Origin of the sequence: Streptomyces sp. PTY087I2 (assembly GCF_001687325.1) — a bacterium.
In the GTDB taxonomy this organism is placed as follows: domain Bacteria; phylum Actinomycetota; class Actinomycetes; order Streptomycetales; family Streptomycetaceae; genus Streptomyces.
The window spans coordinates 125,192-151,452 of record NZ_LZRD01000008.1 but is presented as its reverse complement, the minus strand read 5'-3'; the positions used below and the strand labels follow the sequence as shown (position 1 = coordinate 151,452).

The window sequence follows — 26,261 nt, the reverse complement described above, 5'->3', positions numbered from 1 at the left end:
GTGTTCGGACGTCGCAAGAAGAGTGGTTCCGCCGAGGACGCGGCGGACGAGGTGCGCGAGGCCGAGCAGGTCGCCGACGAGTCAGGCGCATCCGACGGGGCCGACACCGGCACGCGTCGGGTGAATCTTCCGCCGGCCCCCCGGCCGGACGGACCCTGGGACAGCTCCGAGGTCTCCCAGCCCGGCGAGGGCCGGGTCGACCTGGGCGGCATCTTCGTCCCCGGGGTCGAGGGCATGGAACTGCGCGTCGAGGTGGCCGGGGACGCGATCGTCGCCGCCACCGTGGTGCTGCGCGACAGCGCGGTCCAGCTCCAGGCCTTCGCCGCCCCCAAGAAGGAGGGCATCTGGGGCGAGGTCCGCGAGGAGATCGCCTCGGGCATCACCCAGCAGGGCGGCATCATCGACGAGGTCGAGGGCCCGCTGGGCTGGGAGCTGCGAGCGCAGGTCCCCGTACAGCTCCCGGACGGCACGGGCGGTGTGCAGCTCGTGCGCTTCGTCGGCGTCGACGGTCCCCGCTGGTTCCTGCGCGGCGTGATCTCCGGCCAGGGCGCGGTCCAGCCGGAGGCCGCCGGGCTGCTGGAGACGATCTTCCGGGACACCGTGGTCGTCCGCGGCGACGGCCCGATGGCCCCGCGCGACCCGATCGTCCTCAAGCTCCCCAACGACGCCCAGATGGTTCCCGAGGGCGTGCAGCAGGAGGACCAGGAGAGCTCCCGGTTCTCCGGCGGCATGGGCCAGCTCCAGCGCGGCCCCGAGATCACCGAGGTCCGCTAGGCACCTCTCGGTACTCCACAGCGACGGCCGGTGGGCCGCACCCCTTCCCGGGTGCGGCCCACCGGCCTGTGTACGCACAGGCCCCGGCCATTGCCCGGCCGTGTGCCGTACACACATACTTGGCGGGCGACGACGCGGGCCATGTACGTACGACGGGGGAGCAGCATGACCGAGAGCACCAGCGGGCAGTCCGGCACGGCCCTCGCCGAGGACCCGGCCCGCAGCGCCATGGTCACGGTCGAGGACCTGCACCGCTCGTACGGGAGCGGAGCGGCGGCCGTGCACGCCCTGCGCGGCGTCTCCTTCGAGATCCCGCGCGGCGAGCTGGTCGCGCTCAAGGGCCGCTCCGGCTCCGGCAAGACCACCCTGCTCAACCTGGTCGGCGGCCTGGACACCCCCGACGGCGGCCGGATCACCGTCGACGGCACCGAGCTGGCGGACCTCGGCGAGAAGGGGCTGCTGGAGCTGCGCCGGGACCGGGTCGGCTTCATCTTCCAGTCCTTCGGCCTCATCCCGATCCTGACCGCCGCCGAGAACGTCGGCGTACCGCTGCGGCTGCGCAGGGCCGATCCGGCGGAGCGAGACGAGCGGGTCGCCCTGCTGCTCTCCCTCGTCGGCCTCGCCGACCACGCCGAGCAGCGTCCCGGTGAGCTCTCCGGAGGCCAGCAGCAGCGCGTCGCCATCGCCCGCGCGCTGGCCAACCGCCCCGCCCTCCTGATCGCCGACGAGCCCACCGGGCAGCTCGACGCCGAGACCGGGCTCGCCGTGATGGAACTGCTCCGCGCGGTCGTCCGCAGCGAGAACGTCACCGCCCTCGTCGCCACCCACGACCCCCAGCTGCTGGGCCTCGCCGACCGGGTCCTGGAGCTGAGCGACGGCCATATCGTCGAACAGGCCTGAGGCCCCGGCCCCGCCCTCCCGGCCCTCCCGACGGGCATCAGAGTTCCGTCAATACGCCTCTCACCTGCACGGCCGGGACCGGACCACAGCCGACGGCGGAGTAGCGTCGAGGGAGGCAGCCGCACCGGGCGCGCCACCGGCCCTCCGTACGACAGGGCCGGACGGAAGAAGACAATGGGGCCATGGGACGCGGCATACTCCGGATCTACCTGGGCGCGGCACCGGGCGTCGGCAAGACGTACGCGATGCTCTCCGAGGCGCACCGCAGGGTCGAGCGCGGCACCGACTGCGTGGTGGCCTTCGTGGAGCACCACGCCCGGCCGCGCACCGAGGTGCTGCTGCACGGTCTTGAGCAGGTCCGCCGCAGCGAGATCAGCTACCGGGGCGCCGCGCTGACCGAGATGGACGTGGACGCCGTCCTGGAGCGCGCCCCGGCCGTGGCCCTGGTCGACGAACTGGCCCACACCAACGTCCCCGGCTCCCGCAACGCCAAGCGCTGGCAGGACGTCGAAGAGCTGCTCAAGGCCGGGATCGACGTCATATCCACGGTCAACATCCAGCACCTGGAGTCGCTCGGCGACGTCGTCGAGTCGATCACCGGCGTCCGGCAGCGCGAGACCGTCCCCGACGAGGTGGTCCGCCGGGCCGACCAGATCGAGCTGGTCGACATGTCGCCCCAGGCGCTGCGCCGCCGGATGGCGCACGGCAACATCTACCAGCCCGACCGGATGGACGCCGCCCTCTCGAACTACTTCCGCCCCGGCAACCTCACCGCCCTGCGCGAGCTGGCCCTGCTGTGGACCGCCGACCGGGTCGACGAGTACCTCCAGCAGTACCGGGGCGAGCACAACATCCGTACCACCTGGCAGGCCCGCGAACGCATCGTCGTCGGGCTGACCGGCGGGCCCGAGGGCCGCACCCTCATCCGCCGTGCCTCCCGGATGGCCGCCAAGGGCTCCGGCAGCGAGATCCTCGCCGTCTACATCGCCCGCAGCGACGGCCTGACCTCCGCCTCCCCGAAGGAGCTGACCGTCCAGCGGACCCTGGTCGAGGACCTCGGCGGCACCTTCCACCACGTCATCGGCGACGACATACCGGCCGCCCTGCTGGAGTTCGCCCGCGGCGTCAACGCCACCCAGATCGTGCTGGGCTCCAGCCGCCGCAAGGCCTGGCAGTACATCTACGGCCCCGGGGTCGGCGCGACCGTCGCCCGCGAGTCCGGACCCGACCTCGACGTCCACATCGTCACCCACGAGGAGGTCGCCAAGGGGCGTGGCCTGCCCATCGCCCGCGGCGCCCGGCTCGGCCGCGCCCGGATCATCTGGGGCTGGCTCGTCGGCGTCGCAGGACCCCTCCTGCTCGCGGTGGTCCTGCGCTTCATGGAGGACGCCCCCGGCCTCGCCAACGACGTCCTGCTCTTCCTCTTCCTGACGGTGGCCGCCGCCCTGCTCGGCGGGCTGAGACCCGCGCTGGCCTCGGCGGCCGTCGGCTGCCTGCTGCTGAACTACTGGTTCACCCCGCCGACCCGCACCCTGACCGTCCAGGACCCGGAGAACCTCGTCGCCATCGTGGTCTTCTTCGCGGTGGCGGTGGCGGTCTCCTCCGTGGTCGACCTCGCGGCCCGGCGCACCCACCAGGCCGCCCGGCTGCGCGCCGAGTCGGAGATCCTCTCCTTCCTCGCCGGCAGCGTGCTGCGCGGCGAGACCGCCCTGGACGCCCTGCTGGAGCGGGTCCGCGAGACCTTCGCCATGGAGTCCGTCGCCCTGCTGGAGCGCAGCAGCGACGTGGAGCCGTGGACCTGCGCCGGATCCGTCGGACCGGCCCCGGTCACCCGCCCCGACGACGCGGATGTGGACATGCCGGTCGGCGACAACCTGGCCCTCGCGCTCTCCGGCCGGGTGCTCCCCGCCGAGGACCGCCGGGTGCTCGGCGCGTTCGCCGCCCAGGCCGCCGTCGTCCTGGACCGCCAGCGCCTGGTCGGGGAGGCCGAGCAGGCCCGCAGACTCGCCGAGGGCAACCGGATCAGGACCGCCCTGCTCGCCGCCGTCAGCCACGACCTGCGCACCCCGCTCGCCGCCATCAAGGCCGCCGTCAGCTCGCTGCGCTCCGACGACGTCGCCTGGTCCGACGAGGACGAGGCGGAGCTGCTGGAAGGCATCGAGGACGGCGCCGACCGGCTGGACCACCTCGTCGGCAACCTGCTGGACATGTCCCGCCTCCAGACCGGCACCGTGACCCCCCTGATCCGCGAGATCGACCTCGACGAGGTGGTCCCCATGGCGCTCGGCGGCGTCCCGGAGGGCAGCGTCGACCTCGACATCCCCGAGACGCTGCCGATGGTCGCCGTCGACCCCGGGCTCCTGGAGCGGGTCGTCGCCAACATCGTCGAGAACGCCGTCAAGTACCACCCGGGCCGGGAGCCCGTCGCCGTGGCCGCCAGCGCACTCGGCGGCCGGGTCGAGCTGCGGGTGGTGGACCGGGGCCGGGGCGTCCCCGACGATGCCAAGGAACGCATCTTCGAGCCCTTCCAGCGGTACGGGGACGCCCCGCGCGGCGCCGGAGTGGGGCTCGGCCTCGCCGTCTCCCGGGGCTTCGCCGAGGCCATGGGCGGCACGCTGGACGCCGAGGACACCCCGGGCGGCGGGCTCACCATGGTCCTGACGCTGGCCGCGGCGCCGGGTGGGGACCGGGCCGGCCCCGAGCTGCCCGCCCAGGTCACCTCGTGACCAGTCCCCGGGCGTACCCCGCCCGCCCCGACGTACTCCCCACCCCCTCCCCGTACAGCCCGTTCAGCAGAAAGGCAGGTCCGCGATGACCAGGGTGCTTGTGGTCGACGACGAGCCGCAGATCGTCCGCGCCCTCGTGATCAACCTGAAGGCCCGCCAGTACGAGGTCGACGCCGCGCCCGACGGGGCGACCGCCCTCCAGCTCGCCGCCGCCCGCCACCCCGACATCGTCCTCCTCGACCTCGGGCTGCCCGACATGGACGGGGTCGAGGTGATCAGGGGCCTGCGCGGCTGGACCCGGGTCCCGATCCTCGTCCTCTCCGCGCGCCAGACCTCCGACGAGAAGGTGGAGGCGCTGGACGCCGGGGCCGACGACTACGTCACCAAACCGTTCGGCATGGACGAGCTGCTGGCCCGGCTGCGCGCCTCGGTCCGCCGGGCCGAACCCGTCGGCCAGGACGGCGGCACCGAGGACGTCGCCGTCGTCGAGACCGCCGGGTTCACCGTCGACCTGGCGGCGAAGAAGGTGCACCGCGCCGGCCGCGACGTACGCCTCACCCCCACCGAATGGCACCTGCTGGAGGTCCTCGTCCGCAACGCCGGCCGCCTGGTCGGCCAGAAACAGCTCCTCCAGGAGGTCTGGGGCCCCTCCTACGGCACCGAGACCAACTATCTGCGCGTCTACATGGCCCAGCTGCGCCGCAAGCTGGAGGCGGACCCCTCGCACCCCCGCCACTTCGTCACCGAACCGGGCATGGGGTACCGGTTCGAGCGAGGATGACCCCGTACCTGCTCACCCTTTCGAGTGATCATCGCGGACCTGCGTGTGCCGCGCGCAGGACCGGTACCCTTCGGGTATGAGTGCTGTTCCCCGATCCGAGAAAGCCGGGAAGGCCGGGAAGGCGGCGAAGCCTTCCGGGCGCTTCCGCCGTATGCTCGACCGGCTCTCCAGCTCCCAGGAGGACCTGGAGTCCCAGGAGCTGCGGGAGGACGCGCAGGCCACCGGGTGCACCCGGATCTCCGAGTGCTCCGACCGGCAGATCGTGAAGGTGGCTGGTACGTTGCGGACCGTCACCCTCCGCCCGCGGGCCGGAGTGCCCGCCCTGGAGGCGGAGCTCTTCGACGGCACCGAGCCGCTGGACGTGGTCTGGCTCGGCCGTCGCTCCATCGTCGGCATAGAGCCCGGCCGCAGGATCATCGCCTCGGGGCGGGTCGCCATGAGCCACGGCCGCCGGGTGCTGTTCAACCCCACATACGAACTCCGACCGCTCGGCAAGGAGTAGCCGGTGACGTCTCTCGACAAGCCGACGTCCGACACGGACCAGCCCCACCGCACCGACCCGCAGCGCACCGGCGGGAGGCATGCGGCCCAGCAGGACGCCGAGTCGAAGGCCGTCACCGAGGCCGCCCTCTTCGAGGCCTTCGGCGGTGTGCGCGGCATGGTGGAGACAGTCCTCCCCGGGCTGCTCTTCGTCACGATCTTCACCATCAACAAGAATCTGAACGCCTCGGCCATCGCGGCCCTGGCGGTGTCCCTGGCCCTCGTCGTCGTCCGGCTGATCCGCCGGGACACCGTCAAGCACGCCTTCAGCGGCGTCTTCGGGGTGGCCTTCGGTATCTTCTTCGCGAAGATGACGGGCGAGGCCAAGGACTTCTACCTGCCGGGCATGCTCTACACGCTGGGCCTGTCGATCGCCTACCTCGCCAGCGCGGCCGCGGGGGTGCCGCTGATCGGCCTGATCCTCGGCCCGGTCTTCAAGGAGAACCTCTCCTGGCGGACCCGTAACCCGGGCCGTAAAAAGGCGTACACCAAGGCCAGTTACGCCTGGGGCCTCATCCTGCTGGCCAAGTGCGCGATCCTCTTCCCGCTCTACTGGTGGGCCGACACCACCCAGTTCGGCTGGGTGCTCATCGCGCTGAAGATCCCGCCGTTCCTGCTCGCGGTCTACCTGACCTGGATCTTCCTCGCGAAGGCGCCGCCGCCGATCAACGTCTTCGCCGAGATGGAGGCCGAGGAACAGGCGGAGAAGGAGCGCAAGGCCGCGGCTGCCGCCCCCCGCGACCCGGAGGCCTGACCCGCACACCGCACGGAAGGGGCCCGGAACCGCTCAGCGGTCCCGGGCCCCTTCCGTCGTTCTGCGCGAGATCAGCCGTCCTCAGGACTCCGCCGTACCGACAGCAGGTCCTCCAACTGCTCCTCGCGCGCCTGGGCGGCCACGAACAGCAGCTCGTCCCCGGCCTCCAGGGACTCCTCGGGGCTCGGCGTCAGCACCCGCGTACCCCGGATGATCGTCACCAGCGAGGTGTCCGTGGGCCAGGCCACGTCCCCGACGCGGATGCCGGCCAGCGCCGACTCCGGCGGCAGGGTCAGCTCCACCAGGTTGGCGTCGCCGTGGCTGAAGCGCAGCAGCCGGACCAGATCGCCGACGCTCACCGCCTCCTCGACCAGGGCCGACATCAGACGCGGCGTCGAGACGGCGACGTCCACGCCCCAGGACTCGTTGAACAGCCACTCGTTCTTCGGGTTGTTCACCCGGGCCACCACGCGCGGCACGCCGTACTCGGTCTTGGCGAGCAGCGAGACGACCAGGTTCACCTTGTCGTCCCCGGTCGCGGCGATCACCACGTTGCACCGCTGCAACGCCGCCTCGTCCAGCGACGTGATCTCGCAGGCGTCCGCGAGCAGCCACTCGGCCATCGGGACCCGCTCCACCGAAATGGCGGTCGGCGCCTTGTCGATCAGCAGCACCTCGTGCCCGTTCTCCAGCAGCTCGGCGGCGATGGAACGACCCACCGCGCCCGCCCCGGCAATCGACACACGCATCAGTGACCGTCCTCCTCGGGACCCTGGGCGAAGGCCTCTTCGACCTGGGCGATCTCGTCCGTACGCATCATCACGTGGACCAGGTCGCCTTCCTGGAGAACGGTCTGCGAGGTCGGCAGTATGGCCTCGCCCAACCGGGTGAGGAAGGCCACCCGGACCCCCGTCTCCTCCTGGAGCGTGCTGATCTTGTGGCCGATCCAGGACGGCGTCGTGTGCACCTCGGCGAGCTGCACGCCTCCGCTCGGATCGCGCCACAGCGGTTCCGCGCCCGACGGCAGCAGCCGCCGCAGCATCTGGTCCGCCGTCCAGCGCACCGTCGCCACGGTGGGGATGCCGAGGCGCTGGTAGACCTCGGCGCGTTTGGGGTCGTAGATCCGCGCCGCGACGTTCTCGATGGAGAACATCTCGCGGGCCACCCGGGCCGCGATGATGTTGGAGTTGTCGCCGCTGCTGACCGCGGCGAACGCCCCGGCGTCCTCGATGCCCGCCTCGCGGAGGGTGTCCTGGTCGAAACCGACCCCGGTGACCCGGCGACCGCCGAATCCGGACCCGAGACGACGGAACGCCGTCGGGTCCTGGTCGATCACCGCGACGGTGTGCCCCTGCTGTTCCAGGGTCTGTGCGAGAGCGGCACCGACGCGCCCGCAGCCCATGATGACGATGTGCACTGTGCGCCTACCCCGCCGTCCTGGTCATCCGGCTGACCTGCGAAAACACGCTGCTCACACTTCTCTCTCGGCTTGCTGGGCAAACAACGGGGCACACACCCGCGGTGTGGCCCGAGGACGAGCTTAAGCGCCGGGGAAGTCACTCCCTCATCCGAGTGCCCGCATCCTCACGCACTCCAGTAAAGGAAAAGCAAAACAGCGAGAACCGGCGCAAGGATTGCGTTAAAGAATCGAGCGGCGTTCTCCTCCGACCGCAGGAGATTGCGGGGCCACGTCGAAAGGGCGTCCTTTCCGGCCACGGGCTCCGCTTACGATCCTCAGCGTGTCCAAACTGACCGACCTGCCCAAACGGATCCTGATCGGCCGGGCGCTGCGCAGCGACAAGCTCGGGGAGACCCTGCTCCCCAAGCGCATCGCGCTGCCCATCTTCGCGTCCGACCCGTTGTCCTCGGTGGCGTACGCACCCGGAGAAGTCCTCCTCGTACTGTCCATCGCGGGCGTGTCGGCGTACCACTTCAGCCCCTGGATCGCCGCCGCGGTCGTCGTCCTCATGTTCACGGTCGTCGCCTCCTACCGGCAGAACGTCCGCGCCTACCCGAGCGGCGGCGGCGACTACGAGGTCGCCACCACCAACCTCGGCCCGAAGGCCGGACTGACCGTCGCCAGCGCCCTCCTCGTCGACTACGTCCTCACCGTCGCCGTGTCGATCTCCTCGGGCGTCGAGAACCTCGGCTCCGCGATCCCGTTCGTCATCGAGCACAAGACGCTCTGCGCCATCGGCGCCATCGTCCTTCTGACTCTGATGAACCTGCGCGGAGTGAAGGAGTCCGGAAAGCTCTTCGCCATCCCCACCTATCTCTTCGTGGCCGGCGTCTTGCTGATGATCCTGTGGGGCGCCTTCCGCGGACTGGTCCTCGGCGACACGATGCACGCCCCCACCTCCGACTTCGAGATCAAGCCCGAACACGAGGGACTGGCCGGATTCGCGCTGGTCTTCCTGCTCCTGCGGGCCTTCTCCTCCGGCTGCGCCGCCCTCACCGGCGTCGAGGCGATCAGCAACGGGGTGCCCGCGTTCCGGAAGCCGAAGAGCCGGAACGCCGCGACGACCCTCGCCCTGATGGGCCTGCTCGCCGTCACCATGTTCTGCGGCATCATCGGCCTGGCCCTGGTCACCGACGTCAAGATGGCCGAGAACCCCGCCGTCGACCTGATCCGCGACGGCGTCCCGGTCGGCGCGGACTTCACCCAGGACCCGGTCATCGCCCAGGTCGCCGAGGCGGTCTTCGGCCACGGCTCCTTCCTCTTCATGGTCCTCGCGACCGCCACCGCGCTGGTCCTCTTCCTCGCCGCGAACACCGCGTACAACGGCTTCCCACTGCTCGGCTCGATCCTGGCCCAGGACCGCTACCTGCCGCGCCAGCTCCACACCCGCGGCGACCGCCTCGCCTTCTCCAACGGCATCGTGCTGCTGGCGGGCGCCGCGATCCTGCTCGTCTGGATCTACGGCGCCGACACCACGCACCTGATCCAGCTCTACATCGTCGGGGTGTTCGTCTCCTTCACCCTCAGCCAGACCGGCATGGTGCGGCACTGGAACCGCCTGCTGGCCGACGAACGGGACCAGGCCAGGCGCCGCCACATGGTCCGCTCCCGCGCCATCAACGCCTTCGGCGCCTTCTTCTGCGGCGTCGTCCTGGTGATCGTCCTCGCCACCAAGTTCACCCACGGCGCGTGGGTGGCCCTGCTCGGCATGGTCATCTTCTACGGCACGATGACCGCGATCCGGAAGCACTACGACCGGGTCGCCGCCGAGATCGCCGCCGACGAGACCCCCGCCGACGAGAGCGTGCGCCCCTCCCGCGTCCACGCCATCGTCCTCGTCTCCAAGCTCCACCGCCCCACGCTGCGCGCCCTCGCCTACGCCCAGCTGGTCCGCGCCGACCGGCTGGAGGCGCTCTCCATCAGCGTCGACCCGGCGGAGACGAAGGCACTGCGCGAGGACTGGGAGCGGCGCGCCATCAACGTCCCCCTCAAGATCCTCGACTCGCCCTACCGCGAGGTGACGCGCCCGGTCATCGAGTACGTCAAGGGCCTGCGCCGCCAGAGCCCGCGCGACGTGATCAGCGTCTACATCCCCGAGTACGTGGTCGGGCACTGGTACGAGCACCTGCTGCACAACCAGAGCGCCCTGCGCCTGAAGGGCCGGCTGCTCTTCACACCGGGGGTCATGGTGACCTCGGTCCCGTACCAGCTCCAGTCCTCGGAGGCGGCGAAGCAGCGGGCCCGCAGGCGCGCGGACTGGAGCGCTCCGGGTTCGGTGCGGCGGGGGCCGGTGGAGCGGGGGCACAAGGATCCGAACCGCAAGGGGTGAGACCGGTCGTGGTCAGTACCCCGAGCCCGCCCGCGTAGACTGGTGGGCTGTCGTCCGGCCGCGGGCCCGACCGTTTGCCCCCTTCTCCCTGGAGCCTCCCCTCATGCAGAACGAACCCACGTCGTCGCTGGTCGGGGAGGAGTACGAGGTCGAGGTCGGGCCCGTCGCACACGGCGGCCACTGCATCGCCCGCACCGCCGAGAACCAGGTGCTCTTCGTCCGCCACACGCTCCCCGGCGAGAAGATCATCGCCAAGGTGACGGACGGCGACACGGACTCGCGCTTCCTGCGGGCCGACGCGGTACGCATCCTCGAACCGTCCAAGGACCGGGTCGAGGCGCCCTGCCCCTACGCGGGCCCCGGCAAGTGCGGCGGCTGCGACTGGCAGCACGCGAAGCCGGGCGCGCAGCGCCGCCTGAAGGGCGAGGTGATCGCCGAGCAGCTCCGGCGCCTGGCGGGCCTGACCCCCGAGGAGGCGGGCTGGGACGGCACGGTGATGCCGGCCGAGGGCGACAAGCTGCCCGCGGGCGAGGTGCCGGCCTGGCGCACGCGCGTCCAGTACGCCATCGACGCCGAGGGCCGCGTGGGCCTGCGCAAGCACCGCTCGCACGACGTCCAGCCGGTCGACCACTGCCTGATCGCCGCGCCCGGGGTCTCCGAACTCGGCGTCGAGAAGCGCGAATGGCCGCAGATCGCCGCGGTGGAGGCGATCACCGCCACCGGCTCGAACGACCGCCAGGTCATCCTCACCCCGAAGCCCGGCGGCCGCCTCCCCCTGGTCGAGCTGGACAAGCCGGTCTCCGTGCTGCGCGTCGACGAGAAGGACGGCGGCGTCCACCGCGTCCACGGCCGCGCCTTCGTCCGCGAACGCGCCGACGACCGCACGTACCGCGTCGGCTCCGGCGGCTTCTGGCAGGTCCACCCGCAGGCGGCCAACACCCTGGTCCGCGCGGTCATGCAGGGCCTGCTGCCCCGCAAGAACGACACGGCCCTCGACCTCTACTGCGGCGTCGGCCTCTTCGCCGGCGCCATCGGCCAGCGCCTCGGCGAGAAGGGCGCGGTCCTCGGCATCGAGTCCGGCAAGCGCGCGGTCGAGGACGCCCGCCACAACCTGAAGGACCTGGACCGGGTCCGCATCGAACACGGCAAGGTCGACCAGGTCCTGCCCCGCACGGGCATCACGGAATGCGACCTGATCGTCCTGGACCCGCCACGCGCGGGCGCCGGCAAGCAGGTCGTCAAGCACCTGTCGGGCCTGGGCGCCCGCAGGATCGCCTACGTGGCCTGCGACCCGGCGGCCCTGGCACGGGACCTGGCGTACTTCCGGGAGGGCGGGTACCGGGTGCGGACGCTGCGGGCGTTCGATCTGTTTCCTATGACGCATCATGTGGAGTGTGTGGCGATTCTGGAGCCGGTCTCGAAGGGGGCCTGACCTGCGGTAGAACCCAGTGGTGGCTGCGGATGCCGGTGCCGTCCGCGCGGCGGTGCGCACGGACGCGGGGCATGGTGCAGGGTCCTCACGGTGGAGAGCAGGGCCGGCAGACCCCGGCGCCCGTCCACGCTAGGCAGCACCACTGGCATCGGATCCCCAACTCGGTTGCTCACGACTCGGGTTGCAGTTCGACAGCGGCTTGACTCGTCTGCTTGTTTCCGGTCTCCGGTCTCGTTTTCCTGATGCGGAGTCAATGCGAACGGGCGAACGGGACACAGGTCAAGGGGTGATCGAGGTGGGCGTCCGGGGCGTATCCGGTCACGTACCCGATCCGCTGCCCCGTGATTTCATACCTGGGTACGGACGGGCCGGGTTTTCACGGTGGGCGGCAGTCGCGGCACCCGCGCACCGGGCAGCATGAGGTTGGAGTGGACATGGCCGACAAGGGCGGGGATGAGAGACGTCCTCATGGCGAGCTCGTGGCCGAGGTGCTGGCTGTGTTGTGGGAGTCGGGGAGCCCGATGACTGCCCAGGAAGTGAACGCCGCACTCGACCGGGGGCTGGCCAGGACGACGACGGCCACTATCCTGGGCCGCTTGTTCGAGAAGGGCACCTTGCGCAGGGTTCCGGCCAAGCGCGGATTCGCGTACGCACCGGTGGATGACTCAGCAGGTCTGACGGCCGGACGAATGCGGCGGGAGCTGGAGAACGACCCCCAGCGTGATCTGGTGTTGAAGCGGTTCGTGTCGTCGCTTTCTGCTGATGACGAGGAGACGCTGCGTCGTCTGCTGCTTGAAGCCGAGGATGATTCGGAATGACGATCGTCCTGGTTCTGGTGATGTTGCTGCTGGCCCTTCCCTGGGCTGGTGCGGCCGTCGCCGGGCGCCTGGCCGCAGTGCTGCCGCCTCGGTGGGCCTGCTGGTCGTTGACGGCTGCCGCTCTGCTGCTGGCCGGCGGCACGATCTCGGCCCTGGTCGGCCTGTTCCACGTGCCCTTTCTGGCCTCGCTGGAGCACTTGCCTGTCAGCCGGGTGCTGGCGGAGTGGCCTGCTGCGGTGCCGTTCGCCGGCGCCGCGGGCGCGGCCATGCTGGCGCAGCTCGTGCTGCTGGTGCGGCAGTGGGGCAGGCATCGTTCGTTGCTGAAGAGGGCCTGGCTGGCCACTGAGGGGAGCACCGCGGACGGCGATCTTCTGTTGGTGCCTGGGGCGGATGTGGACGCGTTCGCGCTGCCGGCGTACCGGGGCCGCGAGGGCCGGGTGGTGATGACCGCCGGGATGGCGCGGGCGCTGAAGCCGGGCGAGCGCGATGTGCTGGTGGCTCATGAGCGCGCTCACCTGGCCGGTCGGCATCATCTGCTGTCGGCCGCCGTGGACCTTGCGGCCATGGTGCATCCCGCGATCGGGAGGTTGCGCGGTGCGCTGGGGTTCCACCTGGAGCGGTGGGCCGATGAGGATGCTGCGGCCGTCGTCGGAAACCGGAAGACCGCTGCGGCCGCGATAGCGCGGGCGGCGTTGAAGGGGCCCTCGGGGACCCGGGCGGACGGCTATCCGCTGCTGTCGGCGACGAGCGGGCCGGTTCCCCAGCGGGTGCAGGCGTTGCTTCTGCCGGAACCGGTCGCGCCCCAGGGGGGTGTGCGCCGGGCGGGTGCCCTGGCGATGGCGGTGCTCGTGGCGGCGGTGGCGGTCGGGTCGCTCTGGTTGGCCTACGGGCTGCACGAGTACGTGGAGTATGCGTCGCGGCAGCTTCTTGGGACGTCGTCGGGGTGTTCGGGGCTGTGGGGCACGCTGGAGGATCTGATGGGTTCCGGCACGGGGTGAGTGTCGTGGCGAAGGCCCCTTCCTGTTCCGTTCGATGCGGTCGGTGAGGGGCCTTCGTCGTTGTGCGTCCCCGCCGCGGGGAGGGACGCGGCCGGGGTCAGGCTGTGGCTGGGGCGGGCTGTGTCCGGGCGGCTGCGGTGAGAGCGGCGTTGTAGCGGCGGAGGAGGAGCAGGGCGGTGGTGGCGAGGCCGGTGAGGAGGCCGAGCCAGATGCCAAGGGTGTCGAGGCCGAGGGCGTAGGCCAGGAGCCAGGTGGCGGGCAGGCCGATGGCCCAGTAGCCGATGAGGGTGATGCGGAAGCCGCTCCTGGTGTCGTCGAGGCCGCGCAGGAGGCCGACGCCGATGTTCTGGGTGCAGTCGAAGAACTGCAAGAACGCGGTGACGATCAGCAGGTGTGTGGCGATGCTGAGGGCTTGGCCGGACCCGGTGTCGAGGAAGGGCGCCAGGACGAGGCGGGGCAGCGTGAGGTACACGATGCCGACGAGGGTCATGACTGCCGCGGCGCAGGCCAGGGCAGTGTTCTTGATGCGGCGGGCGGCGTCGTGGTCGCCGAGGGCGAGTTCGCGGCTGACGTTGATCGACGCGGCGTGGGAGAGGCCCACGGCGACCTGAAAGACGATGTAGACGAGTTGGTTGACCGCCGTGTGAGCGGCCAGCGCGTCGGGGCCGAAGGAGCCGGCCATGAGGGCGGTGACGGAGAAGAAGCCGGCCTCGGAGCCGTAGGTGGCGGCGATGGGGACGCCGAGGCCGAGCAGGCGCTTGACGGTGGCTGTGTCCGCGCGGGGGTCGAGGGTGAGGAACGGTGCGAGTTCGGAGTCCCTCTTGGCGGCGAGGTAGAGGGCGATGCAGGACAGCAGGTGGACGGTGGAGGTGGTGATGCCGATGCCGGTCAGCCCGAGGCGGGGCAGGCCGAAGGTGCCGTGGATGAGAATCCAGTTCAGCGCGGCATTGACGGCGATCGAGGCGAGGGTGATCCGCAGCAGCGCCTGGGGGCGGCGCATGCCGACGGTGAACTGGCGTATCGCCTGGAACCACAGGCAGGGAAGCAGTCCGGGGGCGAGCGCGTAGATCATCGTCCGGGTCAGGCCGACGACGGCGGCGTCCTGCCCGAGCCAGCTCAGCAGGTGGCCGATCGCGATCATGATGAGGGCGCCGACGAGGCCGGCGAGGGTGGCGACGGCCAGGCCGGCACGGACGATGCCGCGCACTTCGTCCTGCGCCTCGTCCTCGGTCCCGGCTGCGCCCGCCCTCTCGGCGCGGGCGGCAGCGGCGGCGATCTGGTTGCCGACGGAGGTGATCAGGCCGACGCCCATCGTGCGGATCTGGTTGAAGATGACGATGGCGAGGCCGCCGGCGGCGAGCTCAGTGGTGCCGAGCAGGCCCATCATGATCGTGTCTGTGGTGGTCAGCGCGACCTGGGCGAGCTGGGTGAGGGTGAGCGGGACCGCGAGGGCGGCCAAGGCCCTGCCGTCACGGACGAGGGTGGCGAGCTGTTGCATATGGATGTCAGTCCCTGCGGAGCTTGGTGAGGGTCTCCTCGACCTCGGCCTCGACGGCGGGGTCGAGCAGGGCACGGGCGGACATCCAGTCGTCGTTGAAGACGGTGTCCATGTACTTCTCGCCGCCGTCGTTGATGAAGGCGACCATCACGCTGTCGGGCGCGAGGTGGGGCAGGCGGGCCAGGGCTTCGTGGACGACGCCGCCGGCGGATCCGCCGATGAGCAGGCCGCAGTGGCGGGCGACGGCACGGGCGGTGGCGAAGGCTTCGATGTCGCCGGCCTTGGTGCCTTCGTCGATGAGGTCGTAGTCGACGAGCAGGCCGATGGTGGCGCCTTCGGGGGTGCCGGTGCCGGACTGGTAGTAGTCGTGGGCGGGCGGGCCGAAGGCGATGGAGCCCTTGGGCTCGACGCCGATGACGGTCAGGCCGGGGACGGTCTTCTTCAGTTCGCGGGCGGTGCCGCACAGGCCGCCGCCGGTGCCGACGGCGCCGATGAGGACGTCGACCTGGTTGTCGAGAGCCTGCGCTATCTCGCGGCCGACGTCGTAGTAGCCGACGGCGTTGCCGGGGTTGTTGTGCTGCTCGGTGAAAAAGGTGTTGTCCTTGCCGCGGGCCATGTCCTCGGCGAGTTCTTCGCGGGCGGCGGTGTGGAGTTCGTCTCCGTCGGTGTCGACGTGGACGAGTTCGGTGCCCATGGCCTTCATGCCGCGGAGCTTGTCGGCGGCGGCGTGGTTGTCGACGACGGCGGTGAAGCGGTAGCCGCGTTCGGCGGCGACGACGGCGAGGCCGAGGCCGGTGTTGCCGGAGGTGGACTCGATGATGTGGCCGCCGTCGCGGAGGTCACCGCGCTGCTCGGCGTCGTCGATCATCTGGCGGGCCATGCGGATCTTGGCGCTGCCGGTGGGGTTGAACATTTCCAGCTTCAGCAGAAGCCGGGCGCCGTTGTCCGCACGGGCGAGCTCGAACAGGGGGGTGCGACCGATGAGATCGGTGATGCGGGTGACCACGGGTGGCCGGGTGAGGGCGTCGGTCATGGTGGGCGGCTCCGGGGTGAGGTGTGGTGGTGTCAGCGGTCGAGGCGCCAGCGGGGGCGGGTGTCGTCGTGGGGGTGGTCGATGACGACCTTCGGCGGCAGCGGCAGCTCGTGGAAGGGAGACTCGTTGGAGTCCATCTGGTAGCCGGCCGTGTTCGGGTAGACGAGCAGGTCGCCTTCGTGAGGCTGTACGGGGAAGGCGAGCTTTCGCCAGGTCAGCAGGTCGGAGTCGAGGCAGCTGGCTCCGCCGACACACGCCCGGTACGGCTCCGGGCCGGCGGTCCGGGGCCGGGCGGGCAGGAGCAGCGGGTCGGGGAGGTATTCGCTGTTGAACCACTGCTCGGACAGGCTCAGGCTGGTGCCGTCGACGGTGACGACGCCGTACCCGTCCCGGTCCTTGATGCCCTGGACGGTGAAGACGGAGGATCCGGCCCGGTCCAGCAGCGCGCGTCCGGGTTCGAGCAGCAGCATCACACCCGCCTGCCGCAGGCGGGCGGCGAGGCTTTCCTTTCGGCCTGCGGGACGAGCGGCCAGCACGGCGGCCAGGGCGTGGGCGCCGGAGACAGGGGAGTGGTACGGGTAGAAGTCGCTCTTCGTGAAGGCTTTTCCGGCGTGGTAGTCGTCGGGGTGCTGACGGTCGAGGAAGTTCTGCCACGGGCCGGCGGGGACATAGTCGACGGCGAAGCCGCCGCCGATGCTGATCCGATCGGCCTGGAGACCGAGGGCGCGGGCTTTGAGACAGAGCTCGACCAGGTCGCCTGCGAGGTCGGTGCGCTGCTGGGGTTCGTAGCCGGACAGGTGGAAGGAGAAGCCCTCCATGCGGACCCGGTCGCCGGCCTCGGCACAGGTGCGGACGGCCTTGTCGAGGTCTTCCTCGCCGAGTCCGAAGCGGCTGCCCGGTTGGGAGCGGGGGTGCACACGCAGCAGCACGCGGGCCGGCCGGTGCCCGCGCGGGGTGAGGACGCGGTCGAGTTCACCGAGGGCGTCGATGGCGATCAGCGCGCCCTGCTGGGCGGCGACGCGCAGGAGTTCGGTGTTCTTGGCCGGGCCGGTGACGACGAGGTCTTCGCCGCGGACTCCGTGGCCGAGGGCGGCGCTCAGCTCGCCGAGGGAGGCGACGTCGACTCCGGCGCCCAGGGCGGCGCACCGTTCGGTGAACACACCGGCCTTGTTGGCCTTTTTGGCGTAGTAGACCCGCCCGTCGACGCCGGAATCGGTGAGGGCGGCGCGAAAGGCGGTCAGGTTGGCGTCGAAGCGGTGTGGCAGGAGGTAGTGGAACGGCCCCCCGAGACCGTGGGCGAGTTCGGCGAGCAGACCGCTGGTGTGGAGCCGGTCGGCGAGGGGGTCGGGGTGGACGGGGAGGGTCAGCGCCACAGGGCCACCTCGGTCCCGAGGTTCTGCTCGGCGGCCAGCTGGGCGAAGCGGTGGCCGAGGGCGATGTCGGTGACGACGAGGCCGCTGTTGTAGGCGAAGATCCGCTGCTGGGGGGCGGTACGGGCCTTGGAGACGCCGGAGACGATGACGGGCAGCTCCAGGTCGACGGGCGGGAAGTTGCCCTCGGCGTCGGCCATGTCGGTGCCGGTGACGTGCATCTGGGCCTCGCTGGTGGCGATGACCCGGTCGGCGCGGTGGAGGACGGAAGGGGCCAGTCCGTGGCCGACGAGGATAGCGGTGGCGCCGGGCTTGAGGTTCTCGGCCTCGATGGCGGCCGAGGTGTGGGCTCCGGCGGTGGCGACGATGACGTCGGCCTCGCGGGCGGCGCGGGTGAGGTCGGTGACGAGTTCGATGTCGCGGTCGGGGAAATGGCGGGCGAGCTCGGCACGGACGGCGGTCAAGCCGTCCGGGTGGCTGCCCGACAGCATCAGCCGCTTCAGCCCGGGCAAGGTGGTCAGCAGAAACGGCAGGGCGAGGCGGCCCTGGGTGCCGGTGCCGATCACGAGCGCGGTGGTCGCGCCGGGAGCGGCGCACTCGCGGGCCAGCAGCGCGGAGACGGCCGGCGTGCGCAGGGACCCGATGCGGGAGCAGTCCATCATCGCGACGGGCAGGCCGGTGACGTCGTCGTAGATGGTCAGGGTCGTGTAGTAGTGCTGCTTGTCGCGGCTCTCGCCGAGGCCGTGCTTGTAGGAGGTCTTGACGGCGACGACCTCGCGGGCGCCGTCGCGGCCGAGCATGGCGTAGGAGACGGAGTGGCCGTCCGCGGGCTTGACGGTGAGCTTGCGCGGGTTGTCGGACCGACCTGCGGCGAGGGTGCGACAGGCCTGTTCGACGGTGTCGACGACGTCGGCGAGGGTGATGTCCAGGCCGGCGAGGTCGGAGGTGGACAGTACGCGCAGGGTGGTGTCGTCCCGGTCCATGAGGGGCCCTTTCGAAGTGGTGGAGTTGCGGCGGAGCGGCGTGCGGCGGGTCAGTCGGTCCAAGCGGTGAGGGCGGCCTGGCCGTAGCCGTGCTCGTCGTGCTCGGCGAGCGGGCGGGTCGGGCGGCCTTCGACGCGGACCGAGGCGCGCTTGAGCCAGCGGTCGGTACCGTCGTAGCGGGCCTTGAAGGGGACGCGGCCGTGGACGACGACGTCGTTGTCGACGACCAGGACGTCGCCGGGCTCCAGGCTCACCGCGACCGAGACACGGGCCAGTTCGTCCTCCAGCCGCCCGTACGCCGCCCGCCAGGCCTCGTCGGCGTCGTCGAGCGGGGTGTAGGCCGGGTCGAAGCGCAGGGTGAGGCCGTCGCCGCCGTCGAACAGGGTGGGGACGGGAGCGGGCCGGCCGGCGAACCGCTGGGCCTGCTCGTAGGCGTCGTCGGGCAGGATCGGTACGACCGGGCGCTTGAGCTGCTCGACGTCCTCGTCCGTCAGCGCGGTGAGGCGGATGCTGGCGGCGGTGGTGGCGATGTGGTCGTGGTTGCGCATGCAGGCCAGCAGCAGTAGGTGGGCGCGGCCGGGGTGGAAGGCGTCCTCGGTGTGCGGGGTGAGGAGCACGTTGCTGGAGGCGCCGGTCTGCTCGTTCTCGTGGCCGGGCGAGGGGACGATGTTGTGGACGAAGCGGCCGTCCTGCTGGCCGTCCCAGGCGATCGGGGTGCCCATCAGGGCCGATACGAGCAGGAGGACGACGTCCCAGACCGCGCCGGCGTCCCCGACGGTGGACCAGTGTCCGGGTGTGGGCGCGAGTCCGGTGTCGTCGAGGTGCAGGCCGCGCAGGACGAACAGGCCGTCGGCGGTGTCGACCGGGCGCAGCGCCTGGCGGACCGTGTCACCGAGCCGGGCGCAGGCTTCGGGCAGGGCGGCCAGTAGCTCGGGGGAGGTCGCGGAGCCGTGTTCGGCGAGGAGCTTGGCGGCTGCGGTGGTCAGCTCGCAGGCGGTGGTGGCGTCGAGAGGGCGCACGGGGGCAGGGCAGGTGGGCACGGTGGCACCTTCCGGGGCAGGGCGGAGCTGAGCGCGGACGTGCGGCGGTGCCGCACCGGCTCGAAAGCGGTGGGAAGAACGCGGGGAGGGGGGTCGGAACAGCGCGTCTCGGGGCTCTGTCGGACAGCAGGAAAGTAGCCCCGCCGAACAGGTAAGGCAACCCTAATCGAGAACTTCGTCTACATCAACGTAGTCGAATTTTCGCCACCCTCGACGCATTCTGATGATGCGTCAAATATGCTTCTGACCAGGGAATTTACTCCGCTCCTGCTGTTCGTGGGCGGGTTCCGGGACAGGGTGGAGGTGGTTGCGCAGGTTGGCCGACTTCGGTTAGGTGAGCCTAAGCAACCCCCGAGTACGACCTGAGACGAGGACCTGACGTGGGCGTCACCAGACGACAGATGCTGTGGGCCGGCACCGGCATCGGAGCGGCGGGACTTCTCGCGGCCTGCGGTGGTGGTGGCGAGAGCTCCAAGGGGTCCTCGTCGCCCACCGCGGACGGTGCCGAGCCCCGTTCCGGAGGCACCCTGCGGGTGGGCGCCCTCGGCCGGGCCGGCGCGATCACCCGCGACCCGCACGGCACCCAGGCCAACGAAAGCGACTACCTCGTGCTCGCCCTGGCCTTCGACACCCTGACTGCCCCCGGCGACAAGACCAACACCGCACCGCGACTTGCCGCTTCGTGGGAGTCCTCGGCAGACCTCAGGACCTGGAAGTTCAAGATCGCCGAGGGAGCCGTGTTCCACGACGGGACCCCGGTCACCGCCGAGGATGTCGTCTGGTCGCTCCAGCGGCTGCGCAACACCCCCTCGGGAGCGGCCCGCCTTCCCGGCATCCAGGCGAAGAACATCACGGCCGAAGGCACCGACACCGTTGTGCTGGTCTCCGACTACGCCAACGCCGAATTCCCCGTGCTGACCCGCTTCGCGACCTTCATCATGAAGAAGGGCACCAAGGACTCCGAGCTCGACAAGGCTCCCGGAACGGGCCCGTTCAAACTGGACTGGTTCCGCGGTGGCAACGCCCGCCTGGTCCGAAACGACACGTGGCACGGCGGCACCGTGCACCTCGACGCCATCGAGGTCACCATGTTCGAGACCCCACAGGCGATGGCGAACGCCCTCCTCGCCGGACAGATCGACCTCGCCTCCAACGCCGGCGCCGTCGCCGCCCGCACCGCCGAGACCCGCAAGGACATCCAGGTCCTGCGCCGCCCCGACGACATGGCGATGCCGATCGTCATGCGGACCGCCAAGGGCAGCCCCTTCGCCGACGAGCGGGTCCGCGAGGCGATGCGCCTGGTCGTCGACCGTGACGCGATGGTCAAGCAGGTCCTGTCCGGTTACGGCACCGTCGCCAACGACATCCTCGGCACCGGCGACCCCGCCTTCGCCAAGGACATACCCCAGCGCAAGCGCGACCTGGCCAGGGCCGGGCAACTCCTGGCCGACGCGGGCTTCGACCTGTCGAAGACCTACGAACTCGTCACCACCGAGGACATCTCCGGCCTCGCCGACTCCGCCACCCTCTTCGCCAACCAGGCCCGCGAAGCCGGCATCAGGATCAAGGTCGTCAAGCAGGAGTCCGGCGCCTTCTGGGAGAAGACCTGGAAGAGCGGCGACTTCTACACCACCTACTGGGGCACCAACGACTCCGTGGTCTTCTTCGCGTCCAAGACCATGGTCAGCGAGGCCGGACAGAACGAGGCCGGCTGGAACGACCCGGGCTTCGACGCCTCCTACCGCAAGGTCATCGGCACCGCCGACGCCGGCCGACGTGCCGCAGCCCTGAAGGAGCTCCAGCAGATCGAGCACGACCGCTCGGGCTACCTGCTGTGGGGCATGGCCGACGGCATCGACCTCGCCGCCGCCAAGGTTCAGAACCTGCCCGGGCTCGCCGGCTACGGCCGGGTCCAGCTCGAAGGCGTGTGGCTGAGTTGAGCCGATCGGCCAAGACCGGTGCGGTGGCCGCCCCCGGAGCGGGGTCGGCCACCGTGCCGCGCCGTGCCACGTACCTCCCCCGGCGGATCGCGGCGGCGGTCGGGCGGCGCGCGCTGATGCTCGTCGTCCTGCTCGCCCTGGTGTTCGCCGCAGTCGAGGCCCTGCCCGGCGACGCCGCCGGCGCCGCGGCCGAGCGCGGCGAGAGCGCCGCCGACCTCGCCGAGCGCCGCCACCTGCTCGGCCTGGACCGGCCGGTGTGGGAGCGGTTCGCCGACTGGATGTCCGCCCTGCCCACCGGGGACCTGGGCACCTCCGCACGCGGGCAGAAGGTCACCGACCTCCTCGCCGACCCGCTGCCCAACACCCTCCTTCTCGCGCTCACCGCCTTCGCGCTCACCGTCATCTCGTCCCTCGCACTGGGCTGTCGGGCCGCCGCCCGTCCCGGCCGCATGGCCGACCGACTCATCTCCCACGTGTCCACCGCCGCCTTCGCCGTCCCGGAGTTCGTCGTCTCCGCGGCCCTGCTCCTGGTGCTGTCGCTGTGGACGGGCTGGCTCCCGGCCGTCACCGTGACCGGCGGCGACGGCCGCCCCACGTCGTGGACCATGCTGATCATGCCGGTCCTGGCCCTGCTCATCCCACAGACCGGCTGGAACACCCGCGTCGTCCGCGGAGCCCTCGCCGACCAGGCCGCCGCCCCCCACGTGGAAGCAGCCCACCTCGATGGGGTACCCCTCCACCGAGTGCTGCTGCGCCACCAACTGCCCGGCGCGGTCCCGGCCATCGCCACCGGCATCGCCACGTCCACCGGCATGCTCTTCGGCGGAGCCGTCGTCGTCGAGACCCTTTTCAACTACCCCGGTATCGGCACCGTCCTCGCCAGCGCCGTCGCCGCCCGCGACACCCCGCTCATCGCCGGAGTCGTCATCTGTGCCGGCGCCGTCATCAGCCTCGTGCTCCTGGCCGCCGACCTCATCCGCCACGCCACCCTCGGAGCCCGCGCATGACCGCGACCCTCCCCGCGGCCCCTCGAACCGCACGGCGGGCGAAGACGACCGTGCTCATGGCCTTCGCCGCGCTGCCGCTGCTTCTGGCCGCGATCGGGCCGCTTCTCGCACCGCATGCCCTCGACACCCCCGTCACCGCGCCCTTTGCCGCGCCGGGAGAGGGAGCGATCCTCGGTGGGGATCAGCTCGGCCGCGACGTTCTCAGCCGCGTCCTGCACGGCGGCGGTCTCCTCGTCGCCGGCGCCCTGCTCGTCGCCACCGTCACGACCGCGGCCGCCGCTCTCATCGGCTGCGTCGCCGTCCTGCGTCCGGCCCTCGGCCGGGCCGTCGAACGCGGCGCCGACATCGCGATCCTCCTGCCGCCTCTGCTCGGCATCATGCTGATCGCGCTCGCCTGGCCCGGCGGCGGACGCCTGGCTGTCATCGCCGCCGCCATCGTCCTCGGCGCCCCGTACGCGATCCGCGTCGTCTCCGCGGCAGCCTCCCCTCTTGCCACCGCCGGATATGCCGAAGCGGCCCTCGCCCGCGGCGAGTCCACCCGCTACACAGCCCTGCACGAGATCCTGCCCAACCTCCGCTCCACCGTCCTGACCCTGTTCGGCCTCCGGTTCGTCGAGGCCGTCTACGTCATCTCCATGGCCGGCTTCCTCCAGATCGGCCCCCAGCCGCCCGCCTCAGACTGGTCCCTCATGATCCGCGAGAACGCCCCCGGCATCCTCCTCAACCCCTGGGCCGTCCTTGCCCCCAGCCTCGCCATCGCCGCCGTGGCCATCACTGTCTCCGTGGTCACCCACACCCTGGCCCCCGACACCACCACGAAGGCGGCGTCCCGCACATGAGCGCACCCACCCCACCGGACGACACGGCACAGTCGCTCATCACCGCCTCCGCCCTGGAGATACGACTCAGTAACACCCTTCTGCTGCCAGCGACCACCGTCCGGATCAAGGCCGGACAGATCACCGCCCTCATGGGCGCCTCCGGCAGCGGCAAGACCACCCTCCTGCGTGCCCTCGCCGGACACCTCCCGGCCGGCGCCCGGGTCTCCGGCACCCTGGACGTCCTCGGCCACACCCCGCACGAACTGCCCGACGCCGAACTGCGCACCCTGCGCCGCACAGCCGTCGCCTACGTCGGACAGGACCCCGGCTCAGCACTCAACCCCCACATGACCGTGCGGGGTCTGCTCACCGAACTGGCCGCCTCCTCCGGTGAGGAGACCGTTCACGCCCTCCTCACCGAATGCCGCCTGCCCACTGACACCGGCATCGCCGACAGGCGGCCCACAGCCCTGTCCGGAGGCCAGCAGCGCCGTGTCGCCCTTGCCCGCGCCCTCGCCCGGAGCCCCCGGATTCTCCTCCTCGACGAACCCACCGCCGGGCTCGACACCGCGCTGCGCGACGAGATCGCCCATCTGCTGCGGGACCTCGCCGCCCACCGTGACCTCGCCGTCGTCCTGGCCACCCACGACTCGCACCTCGCCGAGAACTGCGCCGACCACACCATCCGCCTCACCCCCAAGTCCCCCGGCAGAACCACCCCGAGGGCCATGGCCGCCCCACCGGGTCCGGACACGGGCCCCGCCGCTGCCGGGGTCGAAGCCGGACTGGCCGCTACGGCGGTCGACGCCTACTTCAGGACGGGTCGCGACCGCCGCACCGTCCTGTCCGGGGCCGCGCTCACCGCGCTGCCCGGCACCGCCTGCGCCGTCGTCGGTCCCTCCGGATCCGGCAAGTCCACTCTGCTGCGCGTCCTTGCCGGCCTGCACCCGGCCCACACCGGACACGTGACGCTCGACGGCCGGACCGTCGCCGCCGACGTCCGGCGCCGCACCCGGGAACAGCAGCGCCGCATTCAGCTGATCCCGCAGAACCCCGTCGACACCCTCAACCCCCGTCACACCATCGCTCAGCAGCTCGCCCGCCCCCTCCGTCTGCACAGCACGCTGCCCAAGCGCGCGGTACCCGGCCGGATCGCCGAACTGCTCGACCAGGTCGGCTTGACCGCCGGCCACGCCGACCGCTACCCCGGCGAATTGTCCGGCGGCCAGCGCCAGCGCGTCTCCATCGCCCGCGCCCTCGCCGCCGGCCCCGACATACTCCTGTGCGACGAGGTCACCTCCGCCCTCGATGCGCGGACCGCCACCGACGTCATGGACCTCCTTGACCGGATACGCGAGGTCCACGGCACGACCCTCGTCGTCGTCTCCCACGAACACCACCTCGTCTCCCGCTACACCGACACCTTCCACCTCGTCGAGGACGGCACTGTCACCGCCGGCGGTCCCGTCGGCCGGCTGACGCCCGCATAGCCGGCCGTCCGGAAGTTCCACGGCAGCGGCCCTCCCGGCGGCCAAGTGCTCCCATGGTCCCGTGACCGTGGTCAGTCCTCTTCCGGCTCGGCGCGAGAGGTGCTTCGGCGTACCAGCCGGAAGCCGCCCTGCGGTGGGGGCTTGCGGCCGGGGCGCCGCGGCCGGTACGTGCCCGGGACGTACACACTCCGCCGGGACGGCCTGGCGCTTCGCGCCGCCGCCAGGAGCGACTCGAGGACGGGAGAGGACCGGGAGAGCAGGCGGAACCGGTACTCGCTGAATCCCGCCAGCTTGAGGGCATCGAGCATGGTGGCACCGGTACTCATGGCCACCAGCATGGCCCGGAGCATCGCCGGTGTGTGCTGCTTGCCGGGGCACGTGGCATGGGCGGAAGCCAGGGCCCGAGCCGCGGCGAACGCCGCGGCGAACGCTGGGTCTTTCTCGATCCACGTTTGCAGGACCGGCTCAGGAACCCCTGCCCATACGGCGGCGGCCCGGGGGCTGAGTCCCTGCGCGGTGGCCTGAAGGATGTCACCCATCCGCGCGAGCGTGACGTCCCGCTCGTCGGCCGGGCCTGTCAGGGCCTGTTGCAGCACCTCCTCCACGCTTCGGCCCTCACCGAGCCAGGCCACCGCTCGTGCCGCGTCCACCGAGCCGGGCTCCGCCGACGGCCTGGTCTCGTCCGGTTCGTACACGTTGCCGCCCCTCCGGAGCCTTGGGACCGTGCCGGGCTTCTACGACCCCGCCGGGACCGCGGCGGGCCTCCGGGGACGCTCGGGCCGGAGGAAGAGCGCCATCACAGGAACGATGTAGGCGGCCCACACGACGGCTTGCAGCACGGTGGGGTCGGGCTGGAAGTTGAACATGCCCTTGAGGAGCGTGCCGTACCAGCTGTCCGGCGGGATCGTCGCCGAGACGTCGAAGGCCTTGTCGGCGAGGCCGCCGAGGAAGCGGGCCTCCTGGAGGTCGTGGACGCCGTACGCGAGCACGCCCGCCGCCACCACGACCAGCATGCCGCCGGTCCAGGTGAAGAACTTCGCCAGGTTGATCTTCAGCGCCCCCCGGTAGAACAGCCAGCCGAGAAGCGTCGCCGTCAGCAGGCCGAGGACCACCCCGGCCAGCGGTGCGTGGCTGCCGTCGGAGGAGGCGCGGACCGACGCCCACATGAACAGCGCGGTCTCCAGGCCTTCCCGGCCCACGGCCAGGAAGGCGGTGGCGGCCAGCGCGCCGGTGCCCGTCTCCAGGGCCGTGTCCAGCTTGCTGTGCAGATCGGCCTTCAGGTGCCGGGCGGTCTTCTTCATCCAGAAGACCATCCACGTCACCAGCACCACGGCGAGGATCGACAGCGAGCCGCCGAGCAGCTCCTTCGCCTCGAAGGTCAGCTCCTGGGAGCCGAATTCGAGGCCGGCGCCGAAGGCGAGCGAGATGGCGACGGCCACGCCGACTCCGGTCCAGATCGGCTTCAGGGCGTCCCTGCGGCCGGTCTTCACCAGGTAGGCGATGAGGATACAGACGACCAGGCAGGCCTCGAGACCCTCGCGGAGGCCGATCAGGTAGTTGCCGAACAC

General features: G+C 71.2%; 23 protein-coding genes. 14 read left to right on the top strand and 9 right to left on the bottom strand.

The genetic code is table 11. The features are described 5' to 3' along the window. The 6 genes from A3Q37_RS10750 (at position 1) to A3Q37_RS10725 (ending at position 6,475) form a co-directional block, all read left to right on the top strand. Complete coding sequence (locus tag A3Q37_RS10750) at positions 1-774, top strand: DUF3710 domain-containing protein (protein ID WP_065481397.1); 774 nt, start codon at positions 1-3, stop codon at positions 772-774. A gap of 165 nt (positions 775-939) precedes the next feature. Beyond that, on the top strand, positions 940-1,674 hold the full coding sequence (locus A3Q37_RS10745; protein WP_065481395.1) for an ABC transporter ATP-binding protein: 735 nt from the start codon (positions 940-942) through the stop codon (positions 1,672-1,674). A 182-nt stretch (positions 1,675-1,856) separates the two neighbouring features. Further along, on the top strand, positions 1,857-4,400 hold the full coding sequence (locus tag A3Q37_RS10740) for a sensor histidine kinase KdpD (protein ID WP_065481393.1): 2,544 nt from the start codon (positions 1,857-1,859) through the stop codon (positions 4,398-4,400). A gap of 85 nt (positions 4,401-4,485) precedes the next feature. Next, the gene (locus tag A3Q37_RS10735) at positions 4,486-5,181 is read left to right on the top strand and encodes a response regulator (protein ID WP_065481391.1); all 696 of its coding nucleotides are present in this window, start codon (positions 4,486-4,488) and stop codon (positions 5,179-5,181) included. A 76-nt stretch (positions 5,182-5,257) separates the two neighbouring features. Next, a complete protein-coding gene (locus A3Q37_RS10730) occupies positions 5,258-5,683 on the top strand; it encodes an OB-fold nucleic acid binding domain-containing protein (RefSeq protein WP_175466131.1) in 426 nt (141 codons plus the stop codon). Positions 5,684-5,686: 3 nt separating this feature from the next. Beyond that, positions 5,687-6,475: a DUF3159 domain-containing protein gene (locus A3Q37_RS10725; protein ID WP_065481389.1), complete on the top strand. Its 789-nt coding sequence runs from the start codon at positions 5,687-5,689 to the stop codon at positions 6,473-6,475. A gap of 71 nt (positions 6,476-6,546) precedes the next feature. On the opposite strand, the gene A3Q37_RS10720 is transcribed toward A3Q37_RS10725, so the two are convergent. Together A3Q37_RS10720 and A3Q37_RS10715 are read right to left on the bottom strand one after the other, a co-directional pair. Beyond that, positions 6,547-7,224 carry a TrkA family potassium uptake protein gene (locus A3Q37_RS10720; RefSeq protein ID WP_065481386.1) on the bottom strand — a complete coding sequence of 226 codons (678 nt, stop codon included), beginning with the start codon at positions 7,222-7,224 and terminating at the stop codon, positions 6,547-6,549. Beyond that, on the bottom strand, positions 7,224-7,892 hold the full coding sequence (locus tag A3Q37_RS10715; RefSeq protein WP_065481384.1) for a TrkA family potassium uptake protein: 669 nt from the start codon (positions 7,890-7,892) through the stop codon (positions 7,224-7,226). Before A3Q37_RS10715 ends, A3Q37_RS10720 begins: the two co-directional genes overlap by 1 nt. 322 nt (positions 7,893-8,214) lie before the next feature. Here A3Q37_RS10715 and A3Q37_RS10710 point away from each other — a divergent pair, with 322 nt between their 5' ends. The 4 genes from A3Q37_RS10710 to A3Q37_RS10695 all read left to right on the top strand — a co-directional run bounded on the left by A3Q37_RS10710 (position 8,215) and on the right by A3Q37_RS10695 (position 13,511). Further along, on the top strand, positions 8,215-10,263 hold the full coding sequence (locus A3Q37_RS10710) for an APC family permease (RefSeq protein WP_065481380.1): 2,049 nt from the start codon (positions 8,215-8,217) through the stop codon (positions 10,261-10,263). Between the two features lie 103 nt (positions 10,264-10,366). Further along, a complete protein-coding gene (locus A3Q37_RS10705) occupies positions 10,367-11,695 on the top strand; it encodes a class I SAM-dependent RNA methyltransferase (protein WP_065481375.1) in 1,329 nt (442 codons plus the stop codon). A 434-nt stretch (positions 11,696-12,129) separates the two neighbouring features. Further along, positions 12,130-12,513 (top strand): BlaI/MecI/CopY family transcriptional regulator, encoded by a 384-nt coding sequence (locus tag A3Q37_RS10700; protein ID WP_065481829.1) that lies wholly within the window; start codon positions 12,130-12,132, stop codon positions 12,511-12,513. Continuing rightward, on the top strand, positions 12,510-13,511 hold the full coding sequence (locus A3Q37_RS10695; protein WP_079137739.1) for a M56 family metallopeptidase: 1,002 nt from the start codon (positions 12,510-12,512) through the stop codon (positions 13,509-13,511). Before A3Q37_RS10700 ends, A3Q37_RS10695 begins: the two co-directional genes overlap by 4 nt. A 97-nt stretch (positions 13,512-13,608) precedes the next feature. Here A3Q37_RS10695 and A3Q37_RS10690 read toward each other — a convergent pair whose 3' ends face one another. The 5 genes from A3Q37_RS10690 to A3Q37_RS10670 are packed head-to-tail and all read right to left on the bottom strand — an operon-like array spanning position 13,609 to position 19,435. Further along, positions 13,609-15,009 carry an MATE family efflux transporter gene (locus A3Q37_RS10690; protein ID WP_065481372.1) on the bottom strand — a complete coding sequence of 467 codons (1,401 nt, stop codon included), beginning with the start codon at positions 15,007-15,009 and terminating at the stop codon, positions 13,609-13,611. A gap of 7 nt (positions 15,010-15,016) precedes the next feature. Beyond that, entirely contained in the window at positions 15,017-16,042 is a 1,026-nt protein-coding gene (locus A3Q37_RS10685; protein WP_065481366.1) for a cysteine synthase family protein, read from the bottom strand. 32 nt (positions 16,043-16,074) lie between these two features. Next, positions 16,075-17,415 (bottom strand): amino acid decarboxylase, encoded by a 1,341-nt coding sequence (locus A3Q37_RS10680; RefSeq protein WP_065481364.1) that lies wholly within the window; start codon positions 17,413-17,415, stop codon positions 16,075-16,077. After that, positions 17,406-18,395 carry an ornithine cyclodeaminase gene (locus A3Q37_RS10675; protein ID WP_065481362.1) on the bottom strand — a complete coding sequence of 330 codons (990 nt, stop codon included), beginning with the start codon at positions 18,393-18,395 and terminating at the stop codon, positions 17,406-17,408. The genes A3Q37_RS10680 and A3Q37_RS10675 overlap by 10 nt, the downstream gene beginning before the upstream one ends. A 50-nt stretch (positions 18,396-18,445) precedes the next feature. Continuing rightward, positions 18,446-19,435: a TauD/TfdA family dioxygenase gene (locus tag A3Q37_RS10670; RefSeq protein WP_065481360.1), complete on the bottom strand. Its 990-nt coding sequence runs from the start codon at positions 19,433-19,435 to the stop codon at positions 18,446-18,448. Positions 19,436-19,815: 380 nt separating this feature from the next. On the opposite strand from A3Q37_RS10670, the gene A3Q37_RS10665 reads away from it, so the two are divergent. Genes A3Q37_RS10665 through A3Q37_RS10650 form a run of 4 tightly spaced genes read left to right on the top strand, consistent with a single transcriptional unit; the run spans position 19,816 to position 24,693 of the window. Continuing rightward, positions 19,816-21,375 carry an ABC transporter substrate-binding protein gene (locus A3Q37_RS10665; RefSeq protein WP_255311779.1) on the top strand — a complete coding sequence of 520 codons (1,560 nt, stop codon included), beginning with the start codon at positions 19,816-19,818 and terminating at the stop codon, positions 21,373-21,375. Then, the gene (locus tag A3Q37_RS10660) at positions 21,372-22,382 is read left to right on the top strand and encodes an ABC transporter permease (RefSeq protein ID WP_065481356.1); all 1,011 of its coding nucleotides are present in this window, start codon (positions 21,372-21,374) and stop codon (positions 22,380-22,382) included. The genes A3Q37_RS10665 and A3Q37_RS10660 overlap by 4 nt, the downstream gene beginning before the upstream one ends. Then, positions 22,379-23,221 carry an ABC transporter permease gene (locus A3Q37_RS10655; RefSeq protein ID WP_065481354.1) on the top strand — a complete coding sequence of 281 codons (843 nt, stop codon included), beginning with the start codon at positions 22,379-22,381 and terminating at the stop codon, positions 23,219-23,221. Before A3Q37_RS10660 ends, A3Q37_RS10655 begins: the two co-directional genes overlap by 4 nt. Continuing rightward, positions 23,218-24,693 carry an ABC transporter ATP-binding protein gene (locus A3Q37_RS10650; protein WP_065481352.1) on the top strand — a complete coding sequence of 492 codons (1,476 nt, stop codon included), beginning with the start codon at positions 23,218-23,220 and terminating at the stop codon, positions 24,691-24,693. Before A3Q37_RS10655 ends, A3Q37_RS10650 begins: the two co-directional genes overlap by 4 nt. 71 nt (positions 24,694-24,764) lie before the next feature. Here the strand turns inward: A3Q37_RS10650 and A3Q37_RS10645 are convergent, their stop codons facing one another. Together A3Q37_RS10645 and efeU are read right to left on the bottom strand one after the other, a co-directional pair. Next, positions 24,765-25,298, bottom strand: a complete 534-nt coding sequence (locus A3Q37_RS10645; RefSeq protein WP_141693557.1) for a hypothetical protein — start codon at positions 25,296-25,298, stop codon at positions 24,765-24,767. A gap of 129 nt (positions 25,299-25,427) precedes the next feature. Continuing rightward, positions 25,428-26,261, bottom strand: coding sequence for an iron uptake transporter permease EfeU (gene efeU / locus A3Q37_RS10640; protein ID WP_065481348.1), 834 nt, complete (start codon positions 26,259-26,261; stop codon positions 25,428-25,430).

Bases quoted from the DNA above. Each gene is read 5' to 3' on its own strand.
- A3Q37_RS10655 (WP_065481354.1), top strand. From the start codon at position 22,379: ATGACCGCGACCCTCCCCGCGGCCCCTCGAACCGCACGGCGGGCGAAG.
- A3Q37_RS10650 (WP_065481352.1), top strand. From the start codon at position 23,218: ATGAGCGCACCCACCCCACCGGACGACACGGCACAGTCGCTCATCACC.
- A3Q37_RS10745 (WP_065481395.1), top strand. From the start codon at position 940: ATGACCGAGAGCACCAGCGGGCAGTCCGGCACGGCCCTCGCCGAGGAC.
- A3Q37_RS10735 (WP_065481391.1), top strand. From the start codon at position 4,486: ATGACCAGGGTGCTTGTGGTCGACGACGAGCCGCAGATCGTCCGCGCC.
- A3Q37_RS10720 (WP_065481386.1), bottom strand. From the start codon at position 7,224: ATGCGTGTGTCGATTGCCGGGGCGGGCGCGGTGGGTCGTTCCATCGCC.
- A3Q37_RS10675 (WP_065481362.1), bottom strand. From the start codon at position 18,395: ATGGACCGGGACGACACCACCCTGCGCGTACTGTCCACCTCCGACCTC.
- A3Q37_RS10685 (WP_065481366.1), bottom strand. From the start codon at position 16,042: ATGACCGACGCCCTCACCCGGCCACCCGTGGTCACCCGCATCACCGAT.
- A3Q37_RS10690 (WP_065481372.1), bottom strand. From the start codon at position 15,009: ATGCAACAGCTCGCCACCCTCGTCCGTGACGGCAGGGCCTTGGCCGCC.
- A3Q37_RS10730 (WP_175466131.1), top strand. From the start codon at position 5,258: ATGAGTGCTGTTCCCCGATCCGAGAAAGCCGGGAAGGCCGGGAAGGCG.
- A3Q37_RS10695 (WP_079137739.1), top strand. From the start codon at position 12,510: ATGACGATCGTCCTGGTTCTGGTGATGTTGCTGCTGGCCCTTCCCTGG.
- A3Q37_RS10740 (WP_065481393.1), top strand. From the start codon at position 1,857: ATGGGACGCGGCATACTCCGGATCTACCTGGGCGCGGCACCGGGCGTC.
- A3Q37_RS10705 (WP_065481375.1), top strand. From the start codon at position 10,367: ATGCAGAACGAACCCACGTCGTCGCTGGTCGGGGAGGAGTACGAGGTC.
- A3Q37_RS10700 (WP_065481829.1), top strand. From the start codon at position 12,130: ATGGCCGACAAGGGCGGGGATGAGAGACGTCCTCATGGCGAGCTCGTG.